Genomic DNA, 19,667 nt, shown 5'->3' with positions numbered 1-19,667 from the left:
CCGCGAGACTAATGACAAGTCCTCGTCCCTTTTTGGGGATGAGGGCTTTTTTTATTTTCTTCGGTAGATCGCAGGACTCGTATCGTGATTTTACAATATAAAATAGGAGGAATTTATCCAATGAAAGCAGTAGATATTCGCCGTATGTATTTGGAATTTTTTAAAGAAAAGGGGCATCATCATGAGCCCTCAGCACCACTTGTGCCAATAAATGATCCATCACTTCTTTGGATCAACTCAGGTGTTGCAACTTTGAAACCATATTTTGATGGCCGTATTATCCCTGATAATCCACGTATTACAAATGCACAAAAATCGATTCGTACCAACGATATTGAAAACGTTGGGAAAACAGCTCGACACCATACATTCTTTGAAATGTTAGGAAACTTCTCTATTGGTGACTACTTTAAAAAAGAAGCAATTCATTACGCTTGGGAGTTTTTAACAGATAAAAAATGGATGGGCTTTGATCCAGCATTATTATCTATCACGATTCACCCTGAAGACCAGGAAGCTTATGATGTTTGGCATCAGGAAATCGGTATTCCAGAAGAACGTTTAATTCGTTTAGAAGGGAACTTCTGGGATATCGGAGAAGGTCCATCTGGTCCGAACTCAGAGATTTTTTATGATCGCGGCGTAGAATACGGCTCAGATGAAAATGATCCTGAAATGTATCCAGGAGGAGAAAATGAGCGTTACCTTGAAATTTGGAACCTTGTGTTCTCTCAATTTAACCATAATCCTGATGGCACTTACACGCCACTACCAAAGCAAAATATTGATACAGGTATGGGCTTAGAACGTATTGTGTCCGTCGTGCAAAATGTACCAACAAACTTTGATACTGATTTATTTATGCCAATCATTGAAAAAATCGAGGAATTTGCCAACCGTAAATATAAACGACCTGGCGAAGTAGACTTAAATGAAATCTTTGGCTCAGAAGAAGATATTAATACACCATTTAAAGTGATTGCAGACCATATCCGTACAGTAGCATTTGCTATAGGTGATGGTGCCCTGCCGTCAAACGAAGGCCGTGGCTATGTATTACGTCGTTTACTACGTCGTGCGGTTCGCTATGCTAAACAAATTGGCATTGAAAAACCATTTATGTTTGAACTTGTACCAACTGTGGGTAAAATTATGGAAGACTTCTATCCAGAAGTGACAGAGAAATGCGAATTTATTCAACGTGTCATTAAAAATGAAGAGATTCGTTTCCATGAAACATTAGATGGTGGTTTAGCTATCTTTAATGAAGTAGTGGAATCTCAAAAAGCAGCCGGTCATGATTACATCCCAGGAGCAGATGCTTTCCGCTTATATGATACTTATGGTTTCCCAATCGAGCTAACGGAAGAATATGCAGAGGAAGTAGGCATGAAAGTAGATCATGAAGGTTTTGAGGAAGCGATGGAAGAGCAACGTGAACGCGCGCGTGCTGCACGACAAGATGTTGATTCGATGCAAGTACAGAATGAGGTATTAGCAAACTTAACGGTTGCAAGTGAATTTGTTGGCTATGATACGTTAACTGTTAATACTGAAATCGCTGCAATGATCGTCAATGGTCAAGTTGCGAAAGTCGCTTCGGAAGGTCAGGAAGCTTTGGTTATTTTAGCAAAGACACCATTCTACGCTGAAATGGGAGGCCAAATTGCCGATAGTGGTACTATTTCAAATGATAGCTTTACGGCTGTCGTAAAAGATGTTCAAAAAGCACCGAATGGTCAACCGCTTCATACAGTAGTAGTTGAATCTGGGGAAATGCATGTGGAAGATGCAGTGCAAGCAGTGGTCAATCGTGATGACCGCAATTTAATCATTAAAAACCATACGGCAACACATATTATGCAACGTGCATTAAAAGATGTGCTAGGTGATCATGTAAACCAAGCTGGATCATATGTAGGACCTGACCGTTTACGTTTTGATTTCTCTCACTTTGGTCAAGTTACAAAAGAAGAATTACAACAAATTGAACGTATTGTAAATGAAAAAGTGTGGGATGATATAGAGGTCGTTATTGAAGAAAAAGGCATTGATGAAGCAAAAGCAATGGGTGCTATGGCATTATTCGGTGAAAAATATGGAGATGTTGTACGTGTAGTATCCATCGGAGATTATTCGATTGAGCTATGTGGTGGTATCCATGTTAAACGCTCTTCTGAAATTGGCTTCTTTAAAATTGTTTCAGAAGGTGGTATCGGTGCAGGTACTCGTCGTATAGAAGCTGTTACAGGAAAAGTTGCTTATGAAGCAGTAAAAGAAGAAGAAGCATTATTAAATGATGCAGCAGCATTATTAAAAGCAAATGCTAAAGATATTGTCACAAAAGTACAGGCTTTACAAGCAGACTACAAAGAATTACAACGTGAAAACGAAGCATTATCTCAAAAAATTGCCAATGCTCAGGCTGGGGCAATTGTTGATGCAGCACAAACAATTGGAGATGTCACAGTTCTTTCTACAAAGGTAGAAGCAAAAGACAATAACCAACTGCGTCAGATGATGGATGATTTGAAAGCGAAAATGCCAAAGGCTGTTATCGTTCTTGGAGCAGTGGATGGCGATAAGGTTATGCTATGTGCTGGTGTTTCAAAAGAATTAGTTGGTGGCAATTACCATGCAGGGAATATTGTGAAAATGGTTGCGGAAGCATGTGGTGGTAAAGGTGGCGGTCGTCCAGATATGGCGATGGCAGGTGCAAAAGATGCATCAAAACTTGATGAAGCACTACTTTCTGTGTATGATTATGTTAAATCCATTTAATTAATTCACCAAAACATGTTATAATAAAGAGAAATTGGAGATGAGCTTGTTTGCACATCTCCTTATTTCTGAAAGCGAGGTGCTGGTCATGAGTTCATTTGATCAAACGATGAAATTTAATTTTCCAGAAGAATCAATGGAACAGGAAGTCAAGCAGGTAATGTTGAAAGTTCATTCTTCATTAGAGGAAAAGGGATATAACCCTATCAATCAGATTGTTGGTTACTTACTTTCTGGTGATCCGGCGTATATTCCTCGCCATCAGGATGCTCGTAATTTAATTCGCAAGCTTGAGCGTGACGAAATTCTAGAGGAGCTTGTTAAATTTTATATCAAAAAGAATAACGAGGACTAGAAATGAGAATTATGGGATTAGACGTTGGGTCAAAAACTGTGGGTGTTGCTGTAAGTGATGCACTTGGTTGGACCGCCCAAGGTATTGAAACCGTAAAAATTGATGAGGCTAATGGTGAGTTCGGTATTGACCGTATCGCTGAGCTAGTAAAGGAATATACTATAACAGAATTTGTTGTAGGTTTTCCAAAAAACATGAATAATACGGTTGGACCGCGTGGAGAGGCTTCTGAGAACTATAAAAAGCTTTTAGAAGAGCATTTCTCACTACCGGTCAAATTATGGGATGAACGTTTAACGACGATGGCTGCTGAACGTATGCTGATCGAAGCGGACGTGAGTCGCAAAAAGCGCAAGCAGGTCATTGATAAAATGGCAGCTGTGATGATTTTACAAGGCTACTTAGATAGCAAAAATTAATTGATGAGGTGACTATGCATGGCACACGAGCATAACCATGAAGAAGAACTACATGTTCAACACATTACAGTGATTGACGAAAACGGAAACGAGCAGCTTTGTGAAGTGATTCACGTTCATGAATCTCCAGAGTTTGGCAAATCATATGTGTTTTACTCAATGGTAGGCGCAGAGGAAGATGAAGATGGCTCAGTTGAAATCTTTGTATCTTCATTTGTACCATCTGAAAATGGTGAAGATGGTGAATTAACACCAATCGAAACTGAAGCAGAGTGGGATATGGTAGAGGACGTTTTAAACGCTTTAGAGGATGAAAACGAAGACTAATCTTCTAACTCAAAGCTTGGAACAAGGATCGCAGCTTGCAGTCCTTGTTCCTTTTTTATTGAAGCTTTTCTACTGTAGAAGGATTGTTAAATGGAGGAATGAATGCATTGTAGATGTGTGAAATTGATCCACAATTGTTGGGAAACGTTCATAAAGTTAGAGGATTCGCTTAGAATTAGAGTGGCACCGCTCCAAGAATGGAGGCTCCGCTCAAAGCCACGCTCGAAAATTTCGAGAGCCTGCCCAAATGTAGAGAAGAAAAGCTCCTAAACAGGGAAAACTTGCTCAAAAATAGGAGAAGCTATTCTAAAGTGTCTAGCCTCAAAAGCGATTTAATAAATGACATCAAATTGTCATAAAGGAGGAAACAGGATGAATGAAGAAACGCAAGAATTTATGATCATCGGGAAAGATGGTAAGGAACAGCAGTGTCGTGTGGTCATTACCTTTGATGCGGAGGACAAGTCCTATGTGTTATTTTCCCTTCTAGATGAAACCGGTCAAGAAATTCCAGGAGACCTTTCGGCGATGACTTTTGATTATGATGACAATACAGGTGAGATGACAAATTTACAGCCTGTTGAAACAGATGCAGAATGGGAAATGATTAATGAAGTGGTGTTAACATTACTAGATGAATTTGAAGAAGAACCACAGCTAATTACTGTGACAGACGAAGAAGGAAAAGATCAAGTGTGCGAAGTCATTCATACGTTTTCATCTGAGCAATTCGGTAAATCGTATGTATTATATGTGCCAGCAACAGATGAACCGATTGATGAGCGTGATATTTTTGCTGCCCAATATATAGCTGGAAATGAAGGCCAGATTGAAGAATTATACCCGATTGAGTCAGATGAAGAATGGGAATTTGTAGAAGAAGTATTAAACACTTTATAGGATAAACTATTTCTAGAATGCTCAAAAATCTGCTAACGAAAGTTGTTGGCAGATTTTTTACATATGTAATTTCTCCTGAATTGTCGATTTCTGTTTGTCGTGAAAGTTGATTTCTAGTATGATATTGAATAGTGATAGGGGGGAAACCCGTGGATAACGGTTCTAAAAAACAAGAAATGTTTTCAAAAATGCAAGAAAGAAAATCTGAGGTAAAAATCGTGAGAAAAATCGTCGCAATTATTGCCATTGTTTTCGTACTAATAATTGGCGTTGTTGGTTTATTTGGGTACAATTATGTAAAAGGTGCTTTAAAACCACTAGACCCTAATGCAACGAAAACGATTGCGGTAGAAGTACCAATTGGCTCTAGTTTGTCCTCCATTTCAACACTACTAGAGAAAAAAGGTGTCATAAAAGATGCACGTGTTTTTAAGTACTATGCAAAATTTAAAAATGAATCACAATTTCAAGCGGGAAATTATGATTTAACACAGGCAATGACTTTTGATGAACTTATTGAAAGCTTGAAAACAGGGAAGGTATATCGTAAGCCTCTCTTTACGATGACGGTCCCAGAAGGCTTAACACTTGAACAAATTGGGAAAGTGATTGAAAAGAAAACACCGTACACACAAAAAGAATTTATGGATCTTGTGACGAGTGACACATTTGTTCAACAAATGATGGCTAATTATCCCGAGCTAGTTACAGAGGCGGTTTTAGCTGACAATATTCGCTATGACTTAGAGGGCTATTTATATCCAGCTACGTATTCTTATTATGAGGAAAAACCATCCTTACAAGCGATTGTAGAAGAGATGATAGCAGCGATGAACAATGTGGTGAAGAACTATAGTGATGTATTAGCTGAAAAACAAATGTCCGTACATCAGCTGTTAACATTTGCTTCATTATTGGAAGAAGAAGCGACTGCTCAAACGGATCGAGAGACTATTGCAAGTGTCTTCTATAATCGAATCAATGAAGGGATGCCACTACAAACAGACCCAACCGTGCTCTATGCACTGGGTGATCACAAGGATCGTGTTTTATATGAGGATTTAGAAGTGGATAATGCCTATAACACATACAAAAATAAAGGTCTACCACCTGGTCCAATAGCGGGTGTAGGTAAAACTTCGATTGAGGCATCATTAAATCCAAGTCAAACAGATTATTTCTACTTCCTAGCAGATAAAGAGGGTGTCAACCACTTCTCAAAAACCTATGATGAGCATTTGCAGAAGGTAGAAAAATATTTACGAAAAGAAGAGTAAACGTATAGGAAGAACAAAATCGTATAGCAAACAGATGGATAGAAGGAAAGAAAAATAGCTTTCCTTCTATTTTCATGCTATTATAAAGTGTGATTTTTGATCAATCCGTTCATTTATGCGGGACAAATATGCGTGGTGGCAATTGTTTAAGCATATCGAAGCAATTGCTCATTTTTGTATGGCAAAGTACCAAGACATCACGTTTGGTCTTTTTCTTTTTGTTGATAAATGATGAAGTACAGACAACGGCAAACGCTCGTTGCCTTTTAAATGAGGGTGGAAACGATGGAATTATCAGATGCATATATACAATCATTTATACAGCCACGTAATGAATTGCTTTTAGAAATGGAAGCATATGCGGAGGAGCATCACGTACCGATCATGCAGCTAGCAGGTATTGATGCATTAAATCAACTGTTGCGTATTCAAAATCCGTCAAAAATTTTAGAGATAGGTACAGCAATTGGTTACTCTGCTATTCGTATGGCAGAGGCATTGCCTCATGTCCAAATTGTTACAATTGAACGTGATCAAGATCGTGTAGCAAGGGCAAAAGCCTATATTAAACGTTCGACTGTATCAGATCGAATTACGGTCATTGAGGGTGACGCTTTAGAAGTGGATGACGAGGCCATTAACACAACATTCGATGCGGTCTTTATTGATGCTGCGAAGGGACAATACCAACGATTTTTTGAAAAGTATGCACCTTTAGTAAAATCAGGTGGGGTATTGTATATCGATAATATGTACATGCATGGTTTGTCTGATTTAGAGTTGAAGGATGTTCCACGTCGTAAGCGAACAATGATTCGCAATTTAAAAAACTTTACGGATTGGATTATGCAGCACCCAGATTATACAAGTGCTTTTTTACCAGTCGGTGATGGTTTATTACTATGTTTGAAGAGGTGACTACTATGAAAAAACCAGAATTGCTTGTGACACCACAATCATTAGAACATATAAAAGCACTTTTAGCCGCTGGAGCAGATGCTTTTGTTATTGGTGAACAACAATTTGGTCTACGTCTAGCAGGAGAGTTCTCAGTTGAAGAAGTAGAAGAAGCGACAAAGCTTATTCATGAAGCGGGTAAAAAGGTATATGTTGCAGTCAATGCACTTTTCCATAATGAGAAACTAGAGGCACTTGCAGATTATTTAAAAGAAATGCAACGTATCGGTGTGGACCGTTTAATTTACGGTGATCCAGCAGTACTCATTATTCGCAGAGAGCAAGGTGTTACGATTCCGTTACATTGGAATCCAGAAACGACAGCTACAAACTGGTTTACAGCTAATTACTGGGGGAAACGTGGTGCAACGCGTGCCGTATTAGCGCGTGAGCTTTCTCTTGATGAAGTATTAGAGATTAAAGAAAATACTGAGATGGAAATTGAAGTACAAGTACATGGCATGACATGTATGTTCCAATCAAAACGCCCATTACTCGGCCATTATTTCTTATATCAAGATAAAGTAATGGCTATTGAAAACCGCCAAGAAAATCGTAATATGTTCCTACATGATGATGAACGAAATAATAAATATCCAATATATGAAGATGTGAATGGTACACATATTTTCAGTCCAAATGATATGTGTATGATTGATGAACTAGGCGAATTATTTGAGGGTGGCATCGATGCGCTGAAAATTGAAGGTGTACTTCAAACACCAGACTATGTAGTCGCGGTAACAGAAGCTTATCGAAAAGCGATCGATACGTATTTTGACGAATCAGAAGACGCATATGAAGAAATAAAAGACGATTTATTAGCAAAAATTGAAGATATTCAACCAGCTATTAGACCATTAGATACAGGCTTTATCTTCAAGGAAACAGTTTACTAGGAGGGGACAATAACATGGCATTAGCGTTAGAGCAAAATGACAAAATCCGTGAGATTGTCAACGGTAAACGTGTCATTACTAAAAAACCAGAACTACTTGCGCCAGCGGGTAGTTTAGAGAAATTAAAAATAGCTGTCCATTACGGAGCAGATGCTGTATTTATCGGTGGGCGAGAGTTTGGCCTACGTTCGAATGCGGATAACTTTTCAATTGAAGAGATGCGTGAAGGTGTAGAATTTGCCAATCAATATGGTGCGAAAATATATGTAACAACAAATATTTTTGCCCACAATGAAAATATGGATGGCTTAGAGCGTTACTTAAAGGATATTGAATCAGTGGGCGTAACTGGTATTATTGTAGCAGACCCGCTCATTATTGAAACATGTCGTACAGCAGCACCTAAGCTTGAAATTCACCTTTCTACTCAGCAATCATTGTCCAACTGGAAGGCCGTCCAGTACTGGAAAGAGGAAGGTTTACATCGTGTTGTATTAGCACGTGAAGTCGGCGGAGAAGAAATGAAGCTGATGAAAGAAAAGGTCGACATTGAAATTGAGGCCTTTGTGCATGGAGCAATGTGTATTGCCTACTCTGGTCGTTGCGTTCTTTCTAATCATATGACGGCTCGTGACTCAAACCGAGGGGGATGCTGCCAATCATGCCGTTGGGACTATGATCTATATGAATTAGAAGATGGTGAAGAAAAAGCACTTTTCGATGAGAGCCATGCACCATTTGCGATGAGTCCAAAAGATTTAAAATTAATTGAAGCGATTCCTCATATGATTGAGCTAGGTATCGACTCGTTAAAAGTTGAAGGTCGTATGAAATCCATTCACTATGTAGCGACAGTAGTTTCTGTGTACCGTAAAGTGATTGATGCTTATTGTGCAGATCCAGATAACTTTAACATTAAACGTGAATGGCTAGAGGAATTAGACAAATGTGCTAACCGTGATACGGCTGAAGCATTCTTCCATGATGCACCTGGCTTTGAGGAGCAGATGTTTGGTGTGCATGGTCGTAAAACAACCTATGAATTTGCTGGACTTATTTTAGAACATGATCCGGAGACAAAAATAGTGACAATGCAACAGCGTAATTATTTTAAACCTGGTGATGAAGTAGAATTCTTTGGTCCTGAAATTGAGAATTTCCGTTTAACAATGGGTGAAATTTGGGACGAGGATGGCAATAGCCTAGATGCAGCACGTCATCCATTACAAATTGTTAAATTTAAATGCGATACACCATTGAAGCCGCATAACATGATGCGAAAGGAGAATAACTAATGGCAGTGAAGCGCCCTGTTGTCATCGGAATCGCAGGTGGCTCATGCTCCGGAAAAACGAGCGTGACGCGCGCCATTTATGATGTTTTCCGTGAGCATTCTGTTGTGGTAATTGAACAAGATTTTTATTATAAGGATCAAAGTCATTTAACATTTGAAGAACGCTTAGGAACTAACTATGATCATCCGTTAGCTTTCGATAATGATTTATTAATTGAACACATAAAAAAGTTGTTAGTTCGTCAACCAATTGAAAAACCTGTGTATGATTACGTCCAGCATACAAGGGCAGAAGAAGTTATACATGTTGAACCAGTAGATGTTATTATACTAGAAGGTATTCTAGTTCTAGAGGATGCTGATTTACGTGATTTAATGGATATTAAATTATTTGTGGATACAGATTCAGATTTACGTATTATTCGCCGCATTATGCGTGATATTAAAGAGCGTGGACGTACAACAGATTCGGTGATTGAGCAGTATTTATCAGCGGTTCGACCAATGCATAATTTATTTATTGAACCAACGAAACGTTATGCTGATATCATTATTCCAGAAGGTGGGGATAATGAGGTCGCGATTGATTTAATGGTAACGAAAATTAAAACTATTCTTGAAACCGACAACGTATTGTAATAAGATAGAGTGGTATTGACAATATTTACATGCATATTTTGAAAAAGCATGCATACTATTAGGTCAAAGCGTAATTTGAAAACGTTTAAAAATAATAAAATTCGATTAAGTGCATCTCACATGCATTTAGTCGAGTTTTATGTTTTTATATTGAAGAAACAAGGAGTGAAGGACTTTGGCAAATGAAAAACAGTACCCTATGACAGCTGAGGGAAAACGTAAATTAGAAGAAGAATTAGTAAAATTAGAAACTGAAACACGTAAAGAAATCGTTGAACGTATTAAAATAGCACGTGATTTTGGAGATCTTTCTGAAAACGCTGAGTACGATTCTGCAAAAGAAGAACAAGCCTTTTTAGAAGGTCGTATTTCAACATTAAAATCAATGATTCGTAATGCAGTGATTATTTCTGAAGACGAGACAGATAACAGTGTAGTATCACTAGGGAAAACGGTTACATTTGTAGAAATCATCAATGGTAAGCCATCAACAGATGAAGAATCTTATACAATTGTTGGTTCTGCTGAGGCAGATCCTATGGAATTCCGTATTTCGAATGAATCACCAATTGCAAAAGGTCTACTTGGTCGTGCTGAAGGGGAAGAGGTTGTTGTTCAAACACCTGGCGGCGAAATGAAAGTGAAAATTCTCTCAATTAAATAATATGTATATGTACAAGCAGTTGGCCTTTGGCTGACTGCTTGTACCATTTTTAGCGTGAAAACTATGTAGCAAAATAATGAGTAGAATTATTTTGCAAGTGCTGTCGAACTTGATAGAATATTGCCTAGAGAGGGGGAGACATTATGAGTGAACGACAAACTCGAAGTGGTCGTCATTTGCAGCCATCTCGTAATAAAAAGCTAGATAAACTATTGAATGTTTTAATTGGTGTTGTGGTTGTACTCATTATTATCACAGCAACCTATGTGTTTAAATGGCAAGATGATGCAGATCAAGCAGTGAAAGAGAAACCAGCTCAAGAAGAACAGAGCGGTGATGATGAAAAAGAAGTAGAGAAAGAACCGACGGATGAAGAAAAAGAAGATCTCGCTGTAGAAGAAGATAAACCTTCAGAGGAAGAATCGGAACCTGAGACATCCCAGAAAGAACAAGGCACAGCAGAAGAATCAGCATCAGATAATCCTATTGTTGAGAAGGTCATCACGAATAAAAATTGGCAGCCAACACCTACAACTCAAACAGGTCAGCATGTGTCTTCATATGACGACAAGTCTGTAGACTGGGCTGAGAAAGTAGCAACAGTATCTACTGTGACAGGTATTGACCAAAGCAATATGATCATCTGGCGTATGCAAAATAATGGTGGTCCTAATTCATCCATTGCTACTGTTTCTACAAATGATAAATCTCAAATGTATCGTGTAAGCATGGAATGGGTTGATAATGAAGGTTGGAAGCCTGTGAAGCTAGAGCAACTAAATACATTAGAAGGCGCCTATTGACGAAAATTACTCTTTTGATTATTTTTAATAGAGTTGATAAAAGAAGGGAAGTAACAGTACATGAAAATTGCAGTAATTGGCGCAATGGAAGAGGAAGTGGAGCTTCTAAGAGCAGCATTAGACGATGCACACAGCACAACGATTGCAGGTAGTGAGTATACAACAGGAACTTTTGAAGGGAAGGAAGTCGTATTATTAAAAAGCGGTATTGGTAAAGTAAATGCTGCTATGTCTACGACAATTCTTTTACATGAGTTTAAACCAGATGTTGTCATTAATACAGGCTCTGCAGGTGGATATGATGAAGCTCTTGAGGTAGGCGCTGTCGTTATTTCTGATGAAGTTCGTCACCACGATGTAGATGTCACAATCTTTGGCTATGAAATTGGACAAATGGCTGGTATGCCAGCAGCATATAAATCAGATGAGAAATTGATGAAGGTAGCTGAGGAGGCTGTGAAGGCAGTTGGAGAGCATCAGTATGGCGTTGGTTTAATTTGCTCTGGAGATGCTTTTATGAATGATCCTGAACGTGTAGAGGCTGTTCGTCGTCATTTTCCTCAAATGAAAGCTGTAGAGATGGAAGCAGCCGCAGTTGCACAAGTTTGTTATCAATTTGCTACACCTTTTGTAGTCATTCGTGCATTATCAGATATTGCAGGTAAAGAATCGAATATTAGCTTCGATGAATTTTTACCAGTTGCTGCAAAACATTCGACACAAGTCGTATTAAAAGCAATTTCCTCACTATAAACTACACAGAATGGTCAAAATGTGTGGTTTATTCTGTGAGAAAAATCACAGTTAATACAAAAAACAAATGCTACACTGACATTAATAAATCTCTTCATAATAGAATGGGAGGCATTCATGATGTTATTTTTAACAGCAGGTGTAGTCATTATTACAACTTTAATAGGTACATTGATTTCAGCAGAACTCTCTGAATCAGCACATTAGTATGACGGGAAAGCTTCCCTGCGACATAGACATGTTGCAGGGGAGCTTTTTATATGCCATAAAATAGGCATATTCTTCCGCCATTGAAGGATTGAATTTTTTTCATAACCATTTTACAATATATTATTCAATAGTTTTTTGGTCTCGTTTATATAGTTGATAGAGTTTAATAAGTGCCCGTTTTTCAATGCGAGATACATAGCTACGTGAAATATTTAAGCGTGCTGCAATTTCCTTTTGCGTAAGTGCATCCTGTTGATTTAATCCATAACGGAGTGTCACAATTTCGAGCTCACGTTCATCGAGCATATGCAAATAGTGGTATAGTTGTGCTACATGCTCTTTATGTTCTAGCTTCTCTGTGGCACTTTCTTCATCACACTGAAGTAAATCGCGAATTTGCAGTGCGTTCCCATCTTTATCAGTTCCAATCGGCTCAAATAGCGAAACGTCTTTTTGCACTTTCTTTTGGGTGCGTAGATGCATTAAAATCTCATTTTCAATGCAACGAGCTGCATATGTGGCAAGTCTAGTTTTTTTATCAGGGGTATAGCTCTCAACGGCTTTCATTAGTCCAATTGTTCCAATGGAAATATAATCATCGAGTTGCTCATGTTTTGGATGGAATTTTTTAACGACATGCGCGACAAGCCTCATATTACGTTCTATTAGATCAAGACGTGCTTGCTCATCGCCACCTAAAAATCGTTCAATACAAGCAGCTTCCTCTTCTTTTGAAAAGGGTTTATGGAATGTTTGCCCCTTTAAATAGCCAAGCAATGCAGGGATTTCAAGCCATAACTGCAACATCGATGTAAAAATTCCGCTCATTGAATGATTTCATCCTTTCCCCATTTTTCGACAGTATATGTTTAAAAGCAGTGGGAAATGAAAAAAGTGCAACAGCAAATGTGCTGTTACACTTTTTTTAACGTAAATGTACTAATCATGAGTAAAGCTAAAATGGGGAAAAGGAAAAGATAAAATGCCGGATGGAACGTATAAGCTGCGAAATACGTTAAAGTTAAGAACGTACCTGCGGCTGTAATTGGTAAACCTGTGAAATAACCGTTCGCTTCGCTAATATTGAAGCGAGCTAAACGCATAGCGCCACAGACGATAAATAATACGGCCATCATCATGCCGACAAAACCAAAATCAACTAGAACAACTTCATACATTAATAATGCAGGCGCTACACCAAATGATATAATATCACTCATAGAATCTAATTGTTTACCTAATTCTGACACTTGTCCGAGCGCTCTCGCTACCTTACCATCGTAGCGATCAAGAAGAGCTGCTATAAAGATAAACAAGACACTATAGCTATAGTATTCATGTAGAGTGGCCATAATAGCCGCGCCTCCAAAGGACATATTACTAATTGTTATGAAGTTAGCTGCGTGCGATTTCATTTTCTTAACCGTGGTATCCACCAACTTGTGATAAAAAAACAAGGGGGATCACTCCTTTGCACTTAAGATATTGTACCATTATACTTCGAATGCGAAAAAATTGACAGTCTAAATTAATGGATAGGGGTTTTACTGTATGAAAGAAAAACTATATCAACGCTTGATAGAACTAACGAATGGTAAGCAATCTTCCCATCTTTTGCAGACAATTGCAAAAGCGAAGTGGAGTAAACGTATAATTCCAAGCTACATGAAGTTATACGATATTAACCTTGAAGAAGTTTCAAAAAAACAACAACAATTTTCGTGTTTACATGATTTTTTTACAAGAGAACTTATTGAAGAAGCTCGCCCTATTGAAAAAAATCCAACTATATATGCCAGCCCAGTAGATGCAAAAGTGGAGTCCTTTGGACGTATTGAATGGGATATGACATTTCTTGTGAAGGGTAAGCCTTATGCATTACAAGATTTACTCGGCAATACAGAACGAGCTGCACAATATGCAGACGGACATTATATCGTTTTTTATTTAAGTCCGGCTGATTACCATCGTATCCATAGCCCGATAGATGGAGAAGTCTTACGACAATATACACTTGGTCAGAAATCTTATCCTGTGAATCAGTTAGGTCTTACATACGGTAAAAAACCAATTTCTCATAATTATCGTTTAGTGACTGAGCTGAAAACAGCAAATAATCAGCATGTTGCATTTATCAAAGTAGGTGCGACCTTTGTGAATTCCATTGTGCTTACCAATACAACAACGAAATGGCAGAAAGGGCAAGAAGTTGGTTATTTCTCATTTGGTTCTACTGTTGTGATGCTGTTTGAAAAGGATACAATTAAATTTACGGATAATGTTGTAAAAGGAAGTCCAATTCGAATGGGTGAAGCCTTTGCAAATATGCTATAATGGTCGAATAATACGTTAAGATTAGGGGTCGCTATTTTGTATAATTTTTTATTACCGAACGAATTTGTGACGAATATTTTTGAAATTACGCCGGAAAAGTTACAGGAATTAGGGATTAGAGGAATCATTACGGATTTAGATAATACGCTTGTTGAATGGGATCGTCCAGATGCAACAGAAGAGCTAATCATATGGTTACGCATTATGAAAGAATCAGGTATTCGTGTTATTATTGCGTCAAACAACAAGGAAGCTCGTGTAAAGCATTTTGCTGAGCCGTTAGGTATCCCTTATATTCACAAGGCGAAAAAGCCACTTCGTAATGCTTTTTATAATGCACTGATTCAACTAGGCTTGCGTCCAAGTGAAGTAGTAATGGTAGGAGATCAACTCCTTACGGATGTTATGGGAGCAAATCGCTTAGGCTTACACACAGTGCTCGTGAAGCCTGTTGCACAATCAGATGGGCTTGTAACAAAATTAAATCGTTTTATTGAACGTCGCGTATTTAATGATTTGAAACGAAAAGGAATTATAACTTGGGAGGAACAAGAATGATTGAAATGCCAAATTGTATTGGCTGTGGTACAACAATTCAAACAGAAGATAAAACAGCAGTTGGGTATGCACCCCCATCATCATTAGAAAAGGATGTGGTCATTTGCCAGCGTTGCTTCCGTTTGAAAAATTACAATGAAATTCAACCAGTATCGTTAACAGATGATGATTTTTTACGTATTTTAAATGGTCTTGGTACACAGCAAGGCTTAATCGTAAAAATTGTTGATATATTTGATTTTAATGGAAGCTGGCTACCAGGGCTTCATCGTTTTGTAGGGAAGAATCCTGTCCTATTGATTGCCAACAAAGCTGATTTATTACCAAAGTCAGTGAAGCCCAAAAAAGTTATCAACTGGCTGAAACGTGAAGCAAAGGCTCTTGGACTACAGCCTGTCGATGTCCTATTAGTCAGTGCCCATAAAGGCAAAGGGATGGCAGAAGCAATGGAAGCCATCGACGAATATCGTAAAGGACAAAATGTATATGTTGTTGGCTGTACAAATGTTGGGAAATCTACGTTCATTAACCGAATTATTAAGCAGGCAACAGGTGAGGGTGAAGTGATTACAACCTCACACTTCCCAGGTACTACTTTAGACATGATTGACATTCCATTGGATGATGGTAGTGCATTATATGATACGCCAGGTATTATTAATCATCATCAAATGGCTCATCATATTGATTCCAGTGAATTAAAATATATTATGCCGAAAAAAGAAATTAAGCCGAAAGTCTATCAACAAAATGCAGGGCAAACTCTATTTATTGGTGCATTGGCAAGATTTGATTTTATTCAGGGTGACCGTTCTGCCTTTACAATCCATGTGGCAAATGATTTACCAATTCATCGTACAAAGCTTGAGAAGGCAGATGCGTTATATGAAGAGCATAAAGGAGAATTATTGGCACCCCCAACTGCGGACTTTATCGACCAGTTACCGCCATTGGTTCGTCACGAATTTTCCATCAAAGAAGCGAAAACAGATGTTGTATTTTCTGGGCTTGGCTGGATTACCGTTCAACATGCGAATGTAGTAGTAGCAGCTTACGCCCCAAAAGGTGTACAAGTTTCAATTCGTCCTTCGCTGATCTAAATGGAGGACATAGTAGAGAGAGGGACTAGAAAATGAAGAAGTGGTTTGCAGTTATGGGTGATCCAATTGAACATTCAAAATCACCTGCCATGCACAATGCTTGGTTTGAGGACATGTCAATTGATGCGACATATATTCCTTTACATGTAACGCCTGATCAATTAGAATCTGCTGTTGCTGGTTTGAAGACATTAGGGGCAAGTGGCTGGAACGTGACCATTCCTCATAAAACAGCAATCATTCCATATCTAGACGAGCTAGATGAGCTGGCCCAAAAAATGGGCGCAGTGAATACCGTCGTACGAACAACAAAAGGAAAGCTAAAAGGCTATAATACAGATGGTATTGGATTTGTTCGATCACTCGAAGAAGCCGTTGGGGTTTCTCACAAAGACAAGCCTGTATTACTTGTTGGTGCTGGAGGAGCAGCTCGAGGCATTGCCTTTGCTATGCAGCAACAAGGCTATTGTCATGTAACCATTGCCAATCGTACGGTGACGAATGCACAAATGATTATTGATGAAATGGGTATGGGACGTGCCATTTCATTACAACAAGCGGAAGAAACGCTAGCTGATTTCAGCATTATTGTGCAAATGACATCAGCTGGCCTCTCTACGGGCAATTTTTCAATGCCATTTTCATTAGATCGGCTGATGAAAGAAGCAATTGTTGCGGATATTGTGTATAATCCATTAATGACGCCTTTTTTACAAGCGGCTGAAGAAAAAGGAGCAACGATTGTCACTGGCTTAGGAATGTTTGTCCATCAAGGAGCCATCGCTTTTGAACACTGGTTAGGAAACTATCCAAATACAAATTCAATGATTGCGCAACTGAAGGCGCAATTAGGAGGAAACTAATTTTTATGTTAACAGGTAAACAGAAACGTTTTTTACGTGCAGAAGCACACCATTTAACACCTATTTTCCAAGTGGGAAAAGGTGGCGTTAATGATGAAATGACAAAGCAAATTCGCGAGGCATTAGAAGTACGTGAATTGATTAAAGTACGTATTTTAGATAACTGTGAAGATGATAAACATGAAGTCGCTGAAGCATTAGCCAAAGGCGCTCATGCGGAGCTTGTCCAATTAATCGGTCTGACAGTTGTTTTATATAAAGAGTCCCGCAATCATAAAAAGATTGTATTACCAAAAGTAACGAAATAAGGTGAGACGATGAAAAGGGTCGGTTTACTTGGAGGTACATTTAACCCACCACATATGGGTCATCTTTTAATGGCAAATGAAGTTTTTCATGCGCTAGAACTTGATGAAATCCGCTTTATGCCTAATGCCATCCCACCACATAAGCATGCACGTTTTGATGCTAGTAATGTTGAGCGACTTGAAATGGTAAAACGTGCGATTCGTCCATTTCCTTATTTTTCAGTAGAGTCGTATGAGCTTGAGAAGGGTGGCGTATCCTATTCCTATGAGACACTTTCTGCATTGTGTAGAAGAGAGCCGAATGTGAAATTTTACTTTATCATCGGTGGCGATATGATTGATTCGCTACATACATGGCATTGTATAGATGATTTAGTGAAACTTGTTCAGTTTGTTGGAGTAAAGCGTCCAGGGACAGCCGCGGCAACAGAGTACCCTATAAGTATGGTGGAAATACCTCAAATCGATTTATCGTCCACACTGATTCGTGAACGCCTGGCTACAGGAGGAACGGTGACATTTCTACTACCAGAAGCAGTAGAGACGTTCATACGAGAGGAAGGTCTTTATGGAACGCGAACAGTATTTAGCGGCGATTAAGCCAAGAATGCCTGAAAAACGTTATATTCATACAGTCGGAGTGATGGAAACGGCCATCAACCTAGCTTATAAGTATGGCGAGGACGTAAAAAAAGCTGAAACAGCAGCTATCCTCCATGATATTGCTAAATATGCTGACATTGAGTGGATGGAGAATATCGTTCGTGATGAAAAATTAGATGAAAGACTAATTGGATGGGGTAGTGAATTACTCCATGGTCCAGTAGGTGCATATATAGCACAAAGTGAGTTTGGCATCACAGACGAAGAGCTGTTGAATGCTATTCGTTTCCATACAACTGGGCGGGCTAATATGAGCCGTTTAGAAAAAATTATTTTTGTCGCAGATATGATTGAACCGAACCGTCGATTTGAGGGAGTTGATCGACTGCGCAAAAAAGCACAAAAAAATTTGGATAAGGCGATGAGTGCATGTGTACGCCATACTTTGGCATTTTTAATTGACACAAAGCAACCGATTTATCCTTTATCTATAGAATGTTATAACGATATGATGAACAGAGAGGATAGTGAAGGATGACTTCAACTTTATTACAAGCAGCGTACAAAGCAATTGACGACAAACATGGTGAGGATATTGTCGTTTTAAATATGCAAGGAATTTCCCTTTTAGCCGATTATTTTATCATTGCTCATGGTAACTCAGATCGCCAAGTGCAAGCCATTGCACGTGAATTACAGGATGTAGCTGAACAACAAGGTTATGAAATTCGCCGTGTCGAAGGATTCGATGGAGCTCGCTGGGTACTAGTTGACCTAGGCGATGTTGTGGCACATGTATTCCATAAGGATGAGCGTGCTTATTATAATTTAGAGCGTCTTTGGGGCGATGCACCGCAACTAGACATGCCAGAGGCCTAAGTGAGTTACGAACGCTTTGCTCATGTCTATGATGAGCTGCAAACGGATATTCCTTACAATCTTTATGTAGATTGGGTTGTACAGCATGCACCAAGCAACCAGTACCCAAAACTGTTGGATATTGGCTGTGGCACTGGTGTACTTAGCTTGTTATTTGCAAAATCTGGCTATCAAGTCAGTGGAATCGATTTATCTGAAGAGATGCTGTCCATTGCCGCAGAACGCTTTGCTGGTGCAGGCTATCATGCCCCATTATACTGTATGTCTATGGTCGAACTAGATGGCTTTGAGGAAATCGATGTTGTCACAATTACAATTGATTCCTTGAATTATGTGGTAGAGGAGCACTCTGTTTATACGACATTAGAACGTATCTATACGGCGTTGCGTGATGGAGGTCAGCTGTTTTTTGATGTCCATTCGTTATTTAAAATGAATGAGATTTTTTTAGATGGTCCGTTCACATATGATGATGGTGACATTAGTTATATATGGCATACGGAGCCTGCCGACTTTGAACATTCGGTTATTCATCAAATGACATTTTATGTACGAGATGACGCAAGTGAATTATATGAACGCTTTGATGAGGAGCACGTGCAACGTACTTACACTATCGAGCAGTATATGGCTTGGTTGCGTGCCATCGGTTTTAGTCATGTGGAAATTACAGCAGACTTTACAGATGATGCACCTGATGAGGAAAGTGAACGCATTTTTATTCGTGCAGTGAAATAAAGAAAA

General features: G+C 38.8%; 24 protein-coding genes and 1 other annotated feature (1 of these 25 cut by a window edge). Of the genes, 22 read left to right on the top strand and 2 right to left on the bottom strand.

Annotation, left to right across the window (positions count from 1 at the left end; translation table 11 throughout):
• Positions 1–33 (top strand) — a binding site (T-box leader) (it extends 183 nt beyond the left edge of the window).
• Positions 34–120: 87 nt separating this feature from the next.
• The 13 genes from alaS to mtnN all read left to right on the top strand — a co-directional run bounded on the left by alaS (position 121) and on the right by mtnN (position 12,068).
• Entirely contained in the window at positions 121–2,781 is a 2,661-nt protein-coding gene (gene alaS / locus JIN86_RS03565; protein WP_004226835.1) for an alanine--tRNA ligase, read from the top strand.
• Positions 2,782–2,869: 88 nt separating this feature from the next.
• Positions 2,870–3,136 carry an IreB family regulatory phosphoprotein gene (locus JIN86_RS03560; RefSeq protein ID WP_004226839.1) on the top strand — a complete coding sequence of 89 codons (267 nt, stop codon included), beginning with the start codon at positions 2,870–2,872 and terminating at the stop codon, positions 3,134–3,136.
• 2 nt (positions 3,137–3,138) lie between these two features.
• Positions 3,139–3,555, top strand: a complete 417-nt coding sequence (ruvX, locus tag JIN86_RS03555) for a Holliday junction resolvase RuvX (protein WP_004226840.1) — start codon at positions 3,139–3,141, stop codon at positions 3,553–3,555.
• Between the two features lie 18 nt (positions 3,556–3,573).
• Complete coding sequence (locus JIN86_RS03550) at positions 3,574–3,882, top strand: DUF1292 domain-containing protein (protein WP_004226842.1); 309 nt, start codon at positions 3,574–3,576, stop codon at positions 3,880–3,882.
• A gap of 372 nt (positions 3,883–4,254) precedes the next feature.
• Entirely contained in the window at positions 4,255–4,782 is a 528-nt protein-coding gene (locus JIN86_RS03545) for a DUF1292 domain-containing protein (protein WP_004226844.1), read from the top strand.
• A gap of 149 nt (positions 4,783–4,931) precedes the next feature.
• On the top strand, positions 4,932–6,059 hold the full coding sequence (gene mltG, locus JIN86_RS03540) for an endolytic transglycosylase MltG (protein WP_202341273.1): 1,128 nt from the start codon (positions 4,932–4,934) through the stop codon (positions 6,057–6,059).
• A 285-nt stretch (positions 6,060–6,344) separates the two neighbouring features.
• Positions 6,345–6,977: an O-methyltransferase gene (locus tag JIN86_RS03535; protein ID WP_004226849.1), complete on the top strand. Its 633-nt coding sequence runs from the start codon at positions 6,345–6,347 to the stop codon at positions 6,975–6,977.
• Positions 6,978–6,982: 5 nt separating this feature from the next.
• Positions 6,983–7,915, top strand: coding sequence for a peptidase U32 family protein (locus tag JIN86_RS03530; RefSeq protein WP_009373774.1), 933 nt, complete (start codon positions 6,983–6,985; stop codon positions 7,913–7,915).
• 14 nt (positions 7,916–7,929) lie between these two features.
• Entirely contained in the window at positions 7,930–9,210 is a 1,281-nt protein-coding gene (locus JIN86_RS03525; protein ID WP_004226855.1) for a peptidase U32 family protein, read from the top strand.
• Complete coding sequence (gene udk / locus JIN86_RS03520) at positions 9,210–9,848, top strand: uridine kinase (RefSeq protein ID WP_004226858.1); 639 nt, start codon at positions 9,210–9,212, stop codon at positions 9,846–9,848. The genes JIN86_RS03525 and udk overlap by 1 nt, the downstream gene beginning before the upstream one ends.
• A gap of 175 nt (positions 9,849–10,023) precedes the next feature.
• Positions 10,024–10,512, top strand: coding sequence for a transcription elongation factor GreA (gene greA, locus JIN86_RS03515; RefSeq protein ID WP_004226860.1), 489 nt, complete (start codon positions 10,024–10,026; stop codon positions 10,510–10,512).
• A gap of 143 nt (positions 10,513–10,655) precedes the next feature.
• Complete coding sequence (locus JIN86_RS03510; RefSeq protein ID WP_004226862.1) at positions 10,656–11,315, top strand: YrrS family protein; 660 nt, start codon at positions 10,656–10,658, stop codon at positions 11,313–11,315.
• Between the two features lie 60 nt (positions 11,316–11,375).
• Positions 11,376–12,068 carry a 5'-methylthioadenosine/S-adenosylhomocysteine nucleosidase gene (mtnN, locus tag JIN86_RS03505; protein WP_016994157.1) on the top strand — a complete coding sequence of 231 codons (693 nt, stop codon included), beginning with the start codon at positions 11,376–11,378 and terminating at the stop codon, positions 12,066–12,068.
• 330 nt (positions 12,069–12,398) lie between these two features.
• On the opposite strand, the gene sigK is transcribed toward mtnN, so the two are convergent.
• Positions 12,399–13,106: an RNA polymerase sporulation sigma factor SigK gene (sigK, locus tag JIN86_RS03495; protein ID WP_004226867.1), complete on the bottom strand. Its 708-nt coding sequence runs from the start codon at positions 13,104–13,106 to the stop codon at positions 12,399–12,401.
• An 86-nt stretch (positions 13,107–13,192) separates the two neighbouring features.
• Positions 13,193–13,693 (bottom strand): CDP-diacylglycerol--serine O-phosphatidyltransferase, encoded by a 501-nt coding sequence (pssA, locus tag JIN86_RS03490; RefSeq protein WP_048392670.1) that lies wholly within the window; start codon positions 13,691–13,693, stop codon positions 13,193–13,195.
• Positions 13,694–13,829: 136 nt separating this feature from the next.
• Here pssA and JIN86_RS03485 point away from each other — a divergent pair, with 136 nt between their 5' ends.
• From JIN86_RS03485 to JIN86_RS03445, 9 genes are read left to right on the top strand one after another with little or no spacing between them, the layout of a single operon-like run.
• The gene (locus JIN86_RS03485) at positions 13,830–14,612 is read left to right on the top strand and encodes a phosphatidylserine decarboxylase (RefSeq protein WP_004226871.1); all 783 of its coding nucleotides are present in this window, start codon (positions 13,830–13,832) and stop codon (positions 14,610–14,612) included.
• Positions 14,613–14,648: 36 nt separating this feature from the next.
• Positions 14,649–15,170 (top strand): YqeG family HAD IIIA-type phosphatase, encoded by a 522-nt coding sequence (locus JIN86_RS03480; RefSeq protein WP_004226872.1) that lies wholly within the window; start codon positions 14,649–14,651, stop codon positions 15,168–15,170.
• Positions 15,167–16,270: a ribosome biogenesis GTPase YqeH gene (yqeH, locus tag JIN86_RS03475; RefSeq protein WP_004226877.1), complete on the top strand. Its 1,104-nt coding sequence runs from the start codon at positions 15,167–15,169 to the stop codon at positions 16,268–16,270. Before JIN86_RS03480 ends, yqeH begins: the two co-directional genes overlap by 4 nt.
• 32 nt (positions 16,271–16,302) lie before the next feature.
• Entirely contained in the window at positions 16,303–17,133 is an 831-nt protein-coding gene (gene aroE / locus JIN86_RS03470; RefSeq protein ID WP_004226879.1) for a shikimate dehydrogenase, read from the top strand.
• 5 nt (positions 17,134–17,138) lie between these two features.
• Entirely contained in the window at positions 17,139–17,441 is a 303-nt protein-coding gene (gene yhbY / locus JIN86_RS03465; RefSeq protein ID WP_004226882.1) for a ribosome assembly RNA-binding protein YhbY, read from the top strand.
• 9 nt (positions 17,442–17,450) lie between these two features.
• Positions 17,451–18,041 carry a nicotinate-nucleotide adenylyltransferase gene (locus JIN86_RS03460; protein ID WP_004226885.1) on the top strand — a complete coding sequence of 197 codons (591 nt, stop codon included), beginning with the start codon at positions 17,451–17,453 and terminating at the stop codon, positions 18,039–18,041.
• Positions 18,010–18,582: a bis(5'-nucleosyl)-tetraphosphatase (symmetrical) YqeK gene (yqeK, locus tag JIN86_RS03455; RefSeq protein ID WP_004226888.1), complete on the top strand. Its 573-nt coding sequence runs from the start codon at positions 18,010–18,012 to the stop codon at positions 18,580–18,582. The genes JIN86_RS03460 and yqeK overlap by 32 nt, the downstream gene beginning before the upstream one ends.
• Entirely contained in the window at positions 18,579–18,923 is a 345-nt protein-coding gene (gene rsfS, locus JIN86_RS03450; protein WP_004226890.1) for a ribosome silencing factor, read from the top strand. Before yqeK ends, rsfS begins: the two co-directional genes overlap by 4 nt.
• The gene (locus JIN86_RS03445; RefSeq protein ID WP_004226893.1) at positions 18,924–19,661 is read left to right on the top strand and encodes a class I SAM-dependent DNA methyltransferase; all 738 of its coding nucleotides are present in this window, start codon (positions 18,924–18,926) and stop codon (positions 19,659–19,661) included.
• Positions 19,662–19,667 lie beyond the last annotated feature (6 nt).

The organism is Lysinibacillus sp. HST-98, from assembly GCF_016757845.1.
Lineage (GTDB): Bacteria > Bacillota > Bacilli > Bacillales_A > Planococcaceae > Lysinibacillus > Lysinibacillus capsici.
The sequence above is the reverse complement of the archived record's forward strand: the minus strand, read 5'-3'. Positions and strand labels throughout refer to the sequence as shown.

What these genes read in the sequence shown, in the direction of transcription:
- alaS (WP_004226835.1), top strand. Translation starts at nt 121, where the DNA reads ATGAAAGCAGTAGATATTCGCCGTATGTATTTGGAATTTTTTAAAGAA.
- JIN86_RS03560 (WP_004226839.1), top strand. Translation starts at nt 2,870, where the DNA reads ATGAGTTCATTTGATCAAACGATGAAATTTAATTTTCCAGAAGAATCA.
- ruvX (WP_004226840.1), top strand. Translation starts at nt 3,139, where the DNA reads ATGAGAATTATGGGATTAGACGTTGGGTCAAAAACTGTGGGTGTTGCT.
- JIN86_RS03550 (WP_004226842.1), top strand. Translation starts at nt 3,574, where the DNA reads ATGGCACACGAGCATAACCATGAAGAAGAACTACATGTTCAACACATT.
- JIN86_RS03545 (WP_004226844.1), top strand. Translation starts at nt 4,255, where the DNA reads ATGAATGAAGAAACGCAAGAATTTATGATCATCGGGAAAGATGGTAAG.
- JIN86_RS03535 (WP_004226849.1), top strand. Translation starts at nt 6,345, where the DNA reads ATGGAATTATCAGATGCATATATACAATCATTTATACAGCCACGTAAT.
- JIN86_RS03530 (WP_009373774.1), top strand. Translation starts at nt 6,983, where the DNA reads ATGAAAAAACCAGAATTGCTTGTGACACCACAATCATTAGAACATATA.
- JIN86_RS03525 (WP_004226855.1), top strand. Translation starts at nt 7,930, where the DNA reads ATGGCATTAGCGTTAGAGCAAAATGACAAAATCCGTGAGATTGTCAAC.
- udk (WP_004226858.1), top strand. Translation starts at nt 9,210, where the DNA reads ATGGCAGTGAAGCGCCCTGTTGTCATCGGAATCGCAGGTGGCTCATGC.
- JIN86_RS03510 (WP_004226862.1), top strand. Translation starts at nt 10,656, where the DNA reads ATGAGTGAACGACAAACTCGAAGTGGTCGTCATTTGCAGCCATCTCGT.
- mtnN (WP_016994157.1), top strand. Translation starts at nt 11,376, where the DNA reads ATGAAAATTGCAGTAATTGGCGCAATGGAAGAGGAAGTGGAGCTTCTA.
- sigK (WP_004226867.1), bottom strand. Translation starts at nt 13,106, where the DNA reads ATGAGCGGAATTTTTACATCGATGTTGCAGTTATGGCTTGAAATCCCT.
- pssA (WP_048392670.1), bottom strand. Translation starts at nt 13,693, where the DNA reads ATGAAATCGCACGCAGCTAACTTCATAACAATTAGTAATATGTCCTTT.
- JIN86_RS03485 (WP_004226871.1), top strand. Translation starts at nt 13,830, where the DNA reads ATGAAAGAAAAACTATATCAACGCTTGATAGAACTAACGAATGGTAAG.
- yqeH (WP_004226877.1), top strand. Translation starts at nt 15,167, where the DNA reads ATGATTGAAATGCCAAATTGTATTGGCTGTGGTACAACAATTCAAACA.
- aroE (WP_004226879.1), top strand. Translation starts at nt 16,303, where the DNA reads ATGAAGAAGTGGTTTGCAGTTATGGGTGATCCAATTGAACATTCAAAA.
- yhbY (WP_004226882.1), top strand. Translation starts at nt 17,139, where the DNA reads ATGTTAACAGGTAAACAGAAACGTTTTTTACGTGCAGAAGCACACCAT.
- JIN86_RS03460 (WP_004226885.1), top strand. Translation starts at nt 17,451, where the DNA reads ATGAAAAGGGTCGGTTTACTTGGAGGTACATTTAACCCACCACATATG.
- yqeK (WP_004226888.1), top strand. Translation starts at nt 18,010, where the DNA reads ATGGAACGCGAACAGTATTTAGCGGCGATTAAGCCAAGAATGCCTGAA.
- rsfS (WP_004226890.1), top strand. Translation starts at nt 18,579, where the DNA reads ATGACTTCAACTTTATTACAAGCAGCGTACAAAGCAATTGACGACAAA.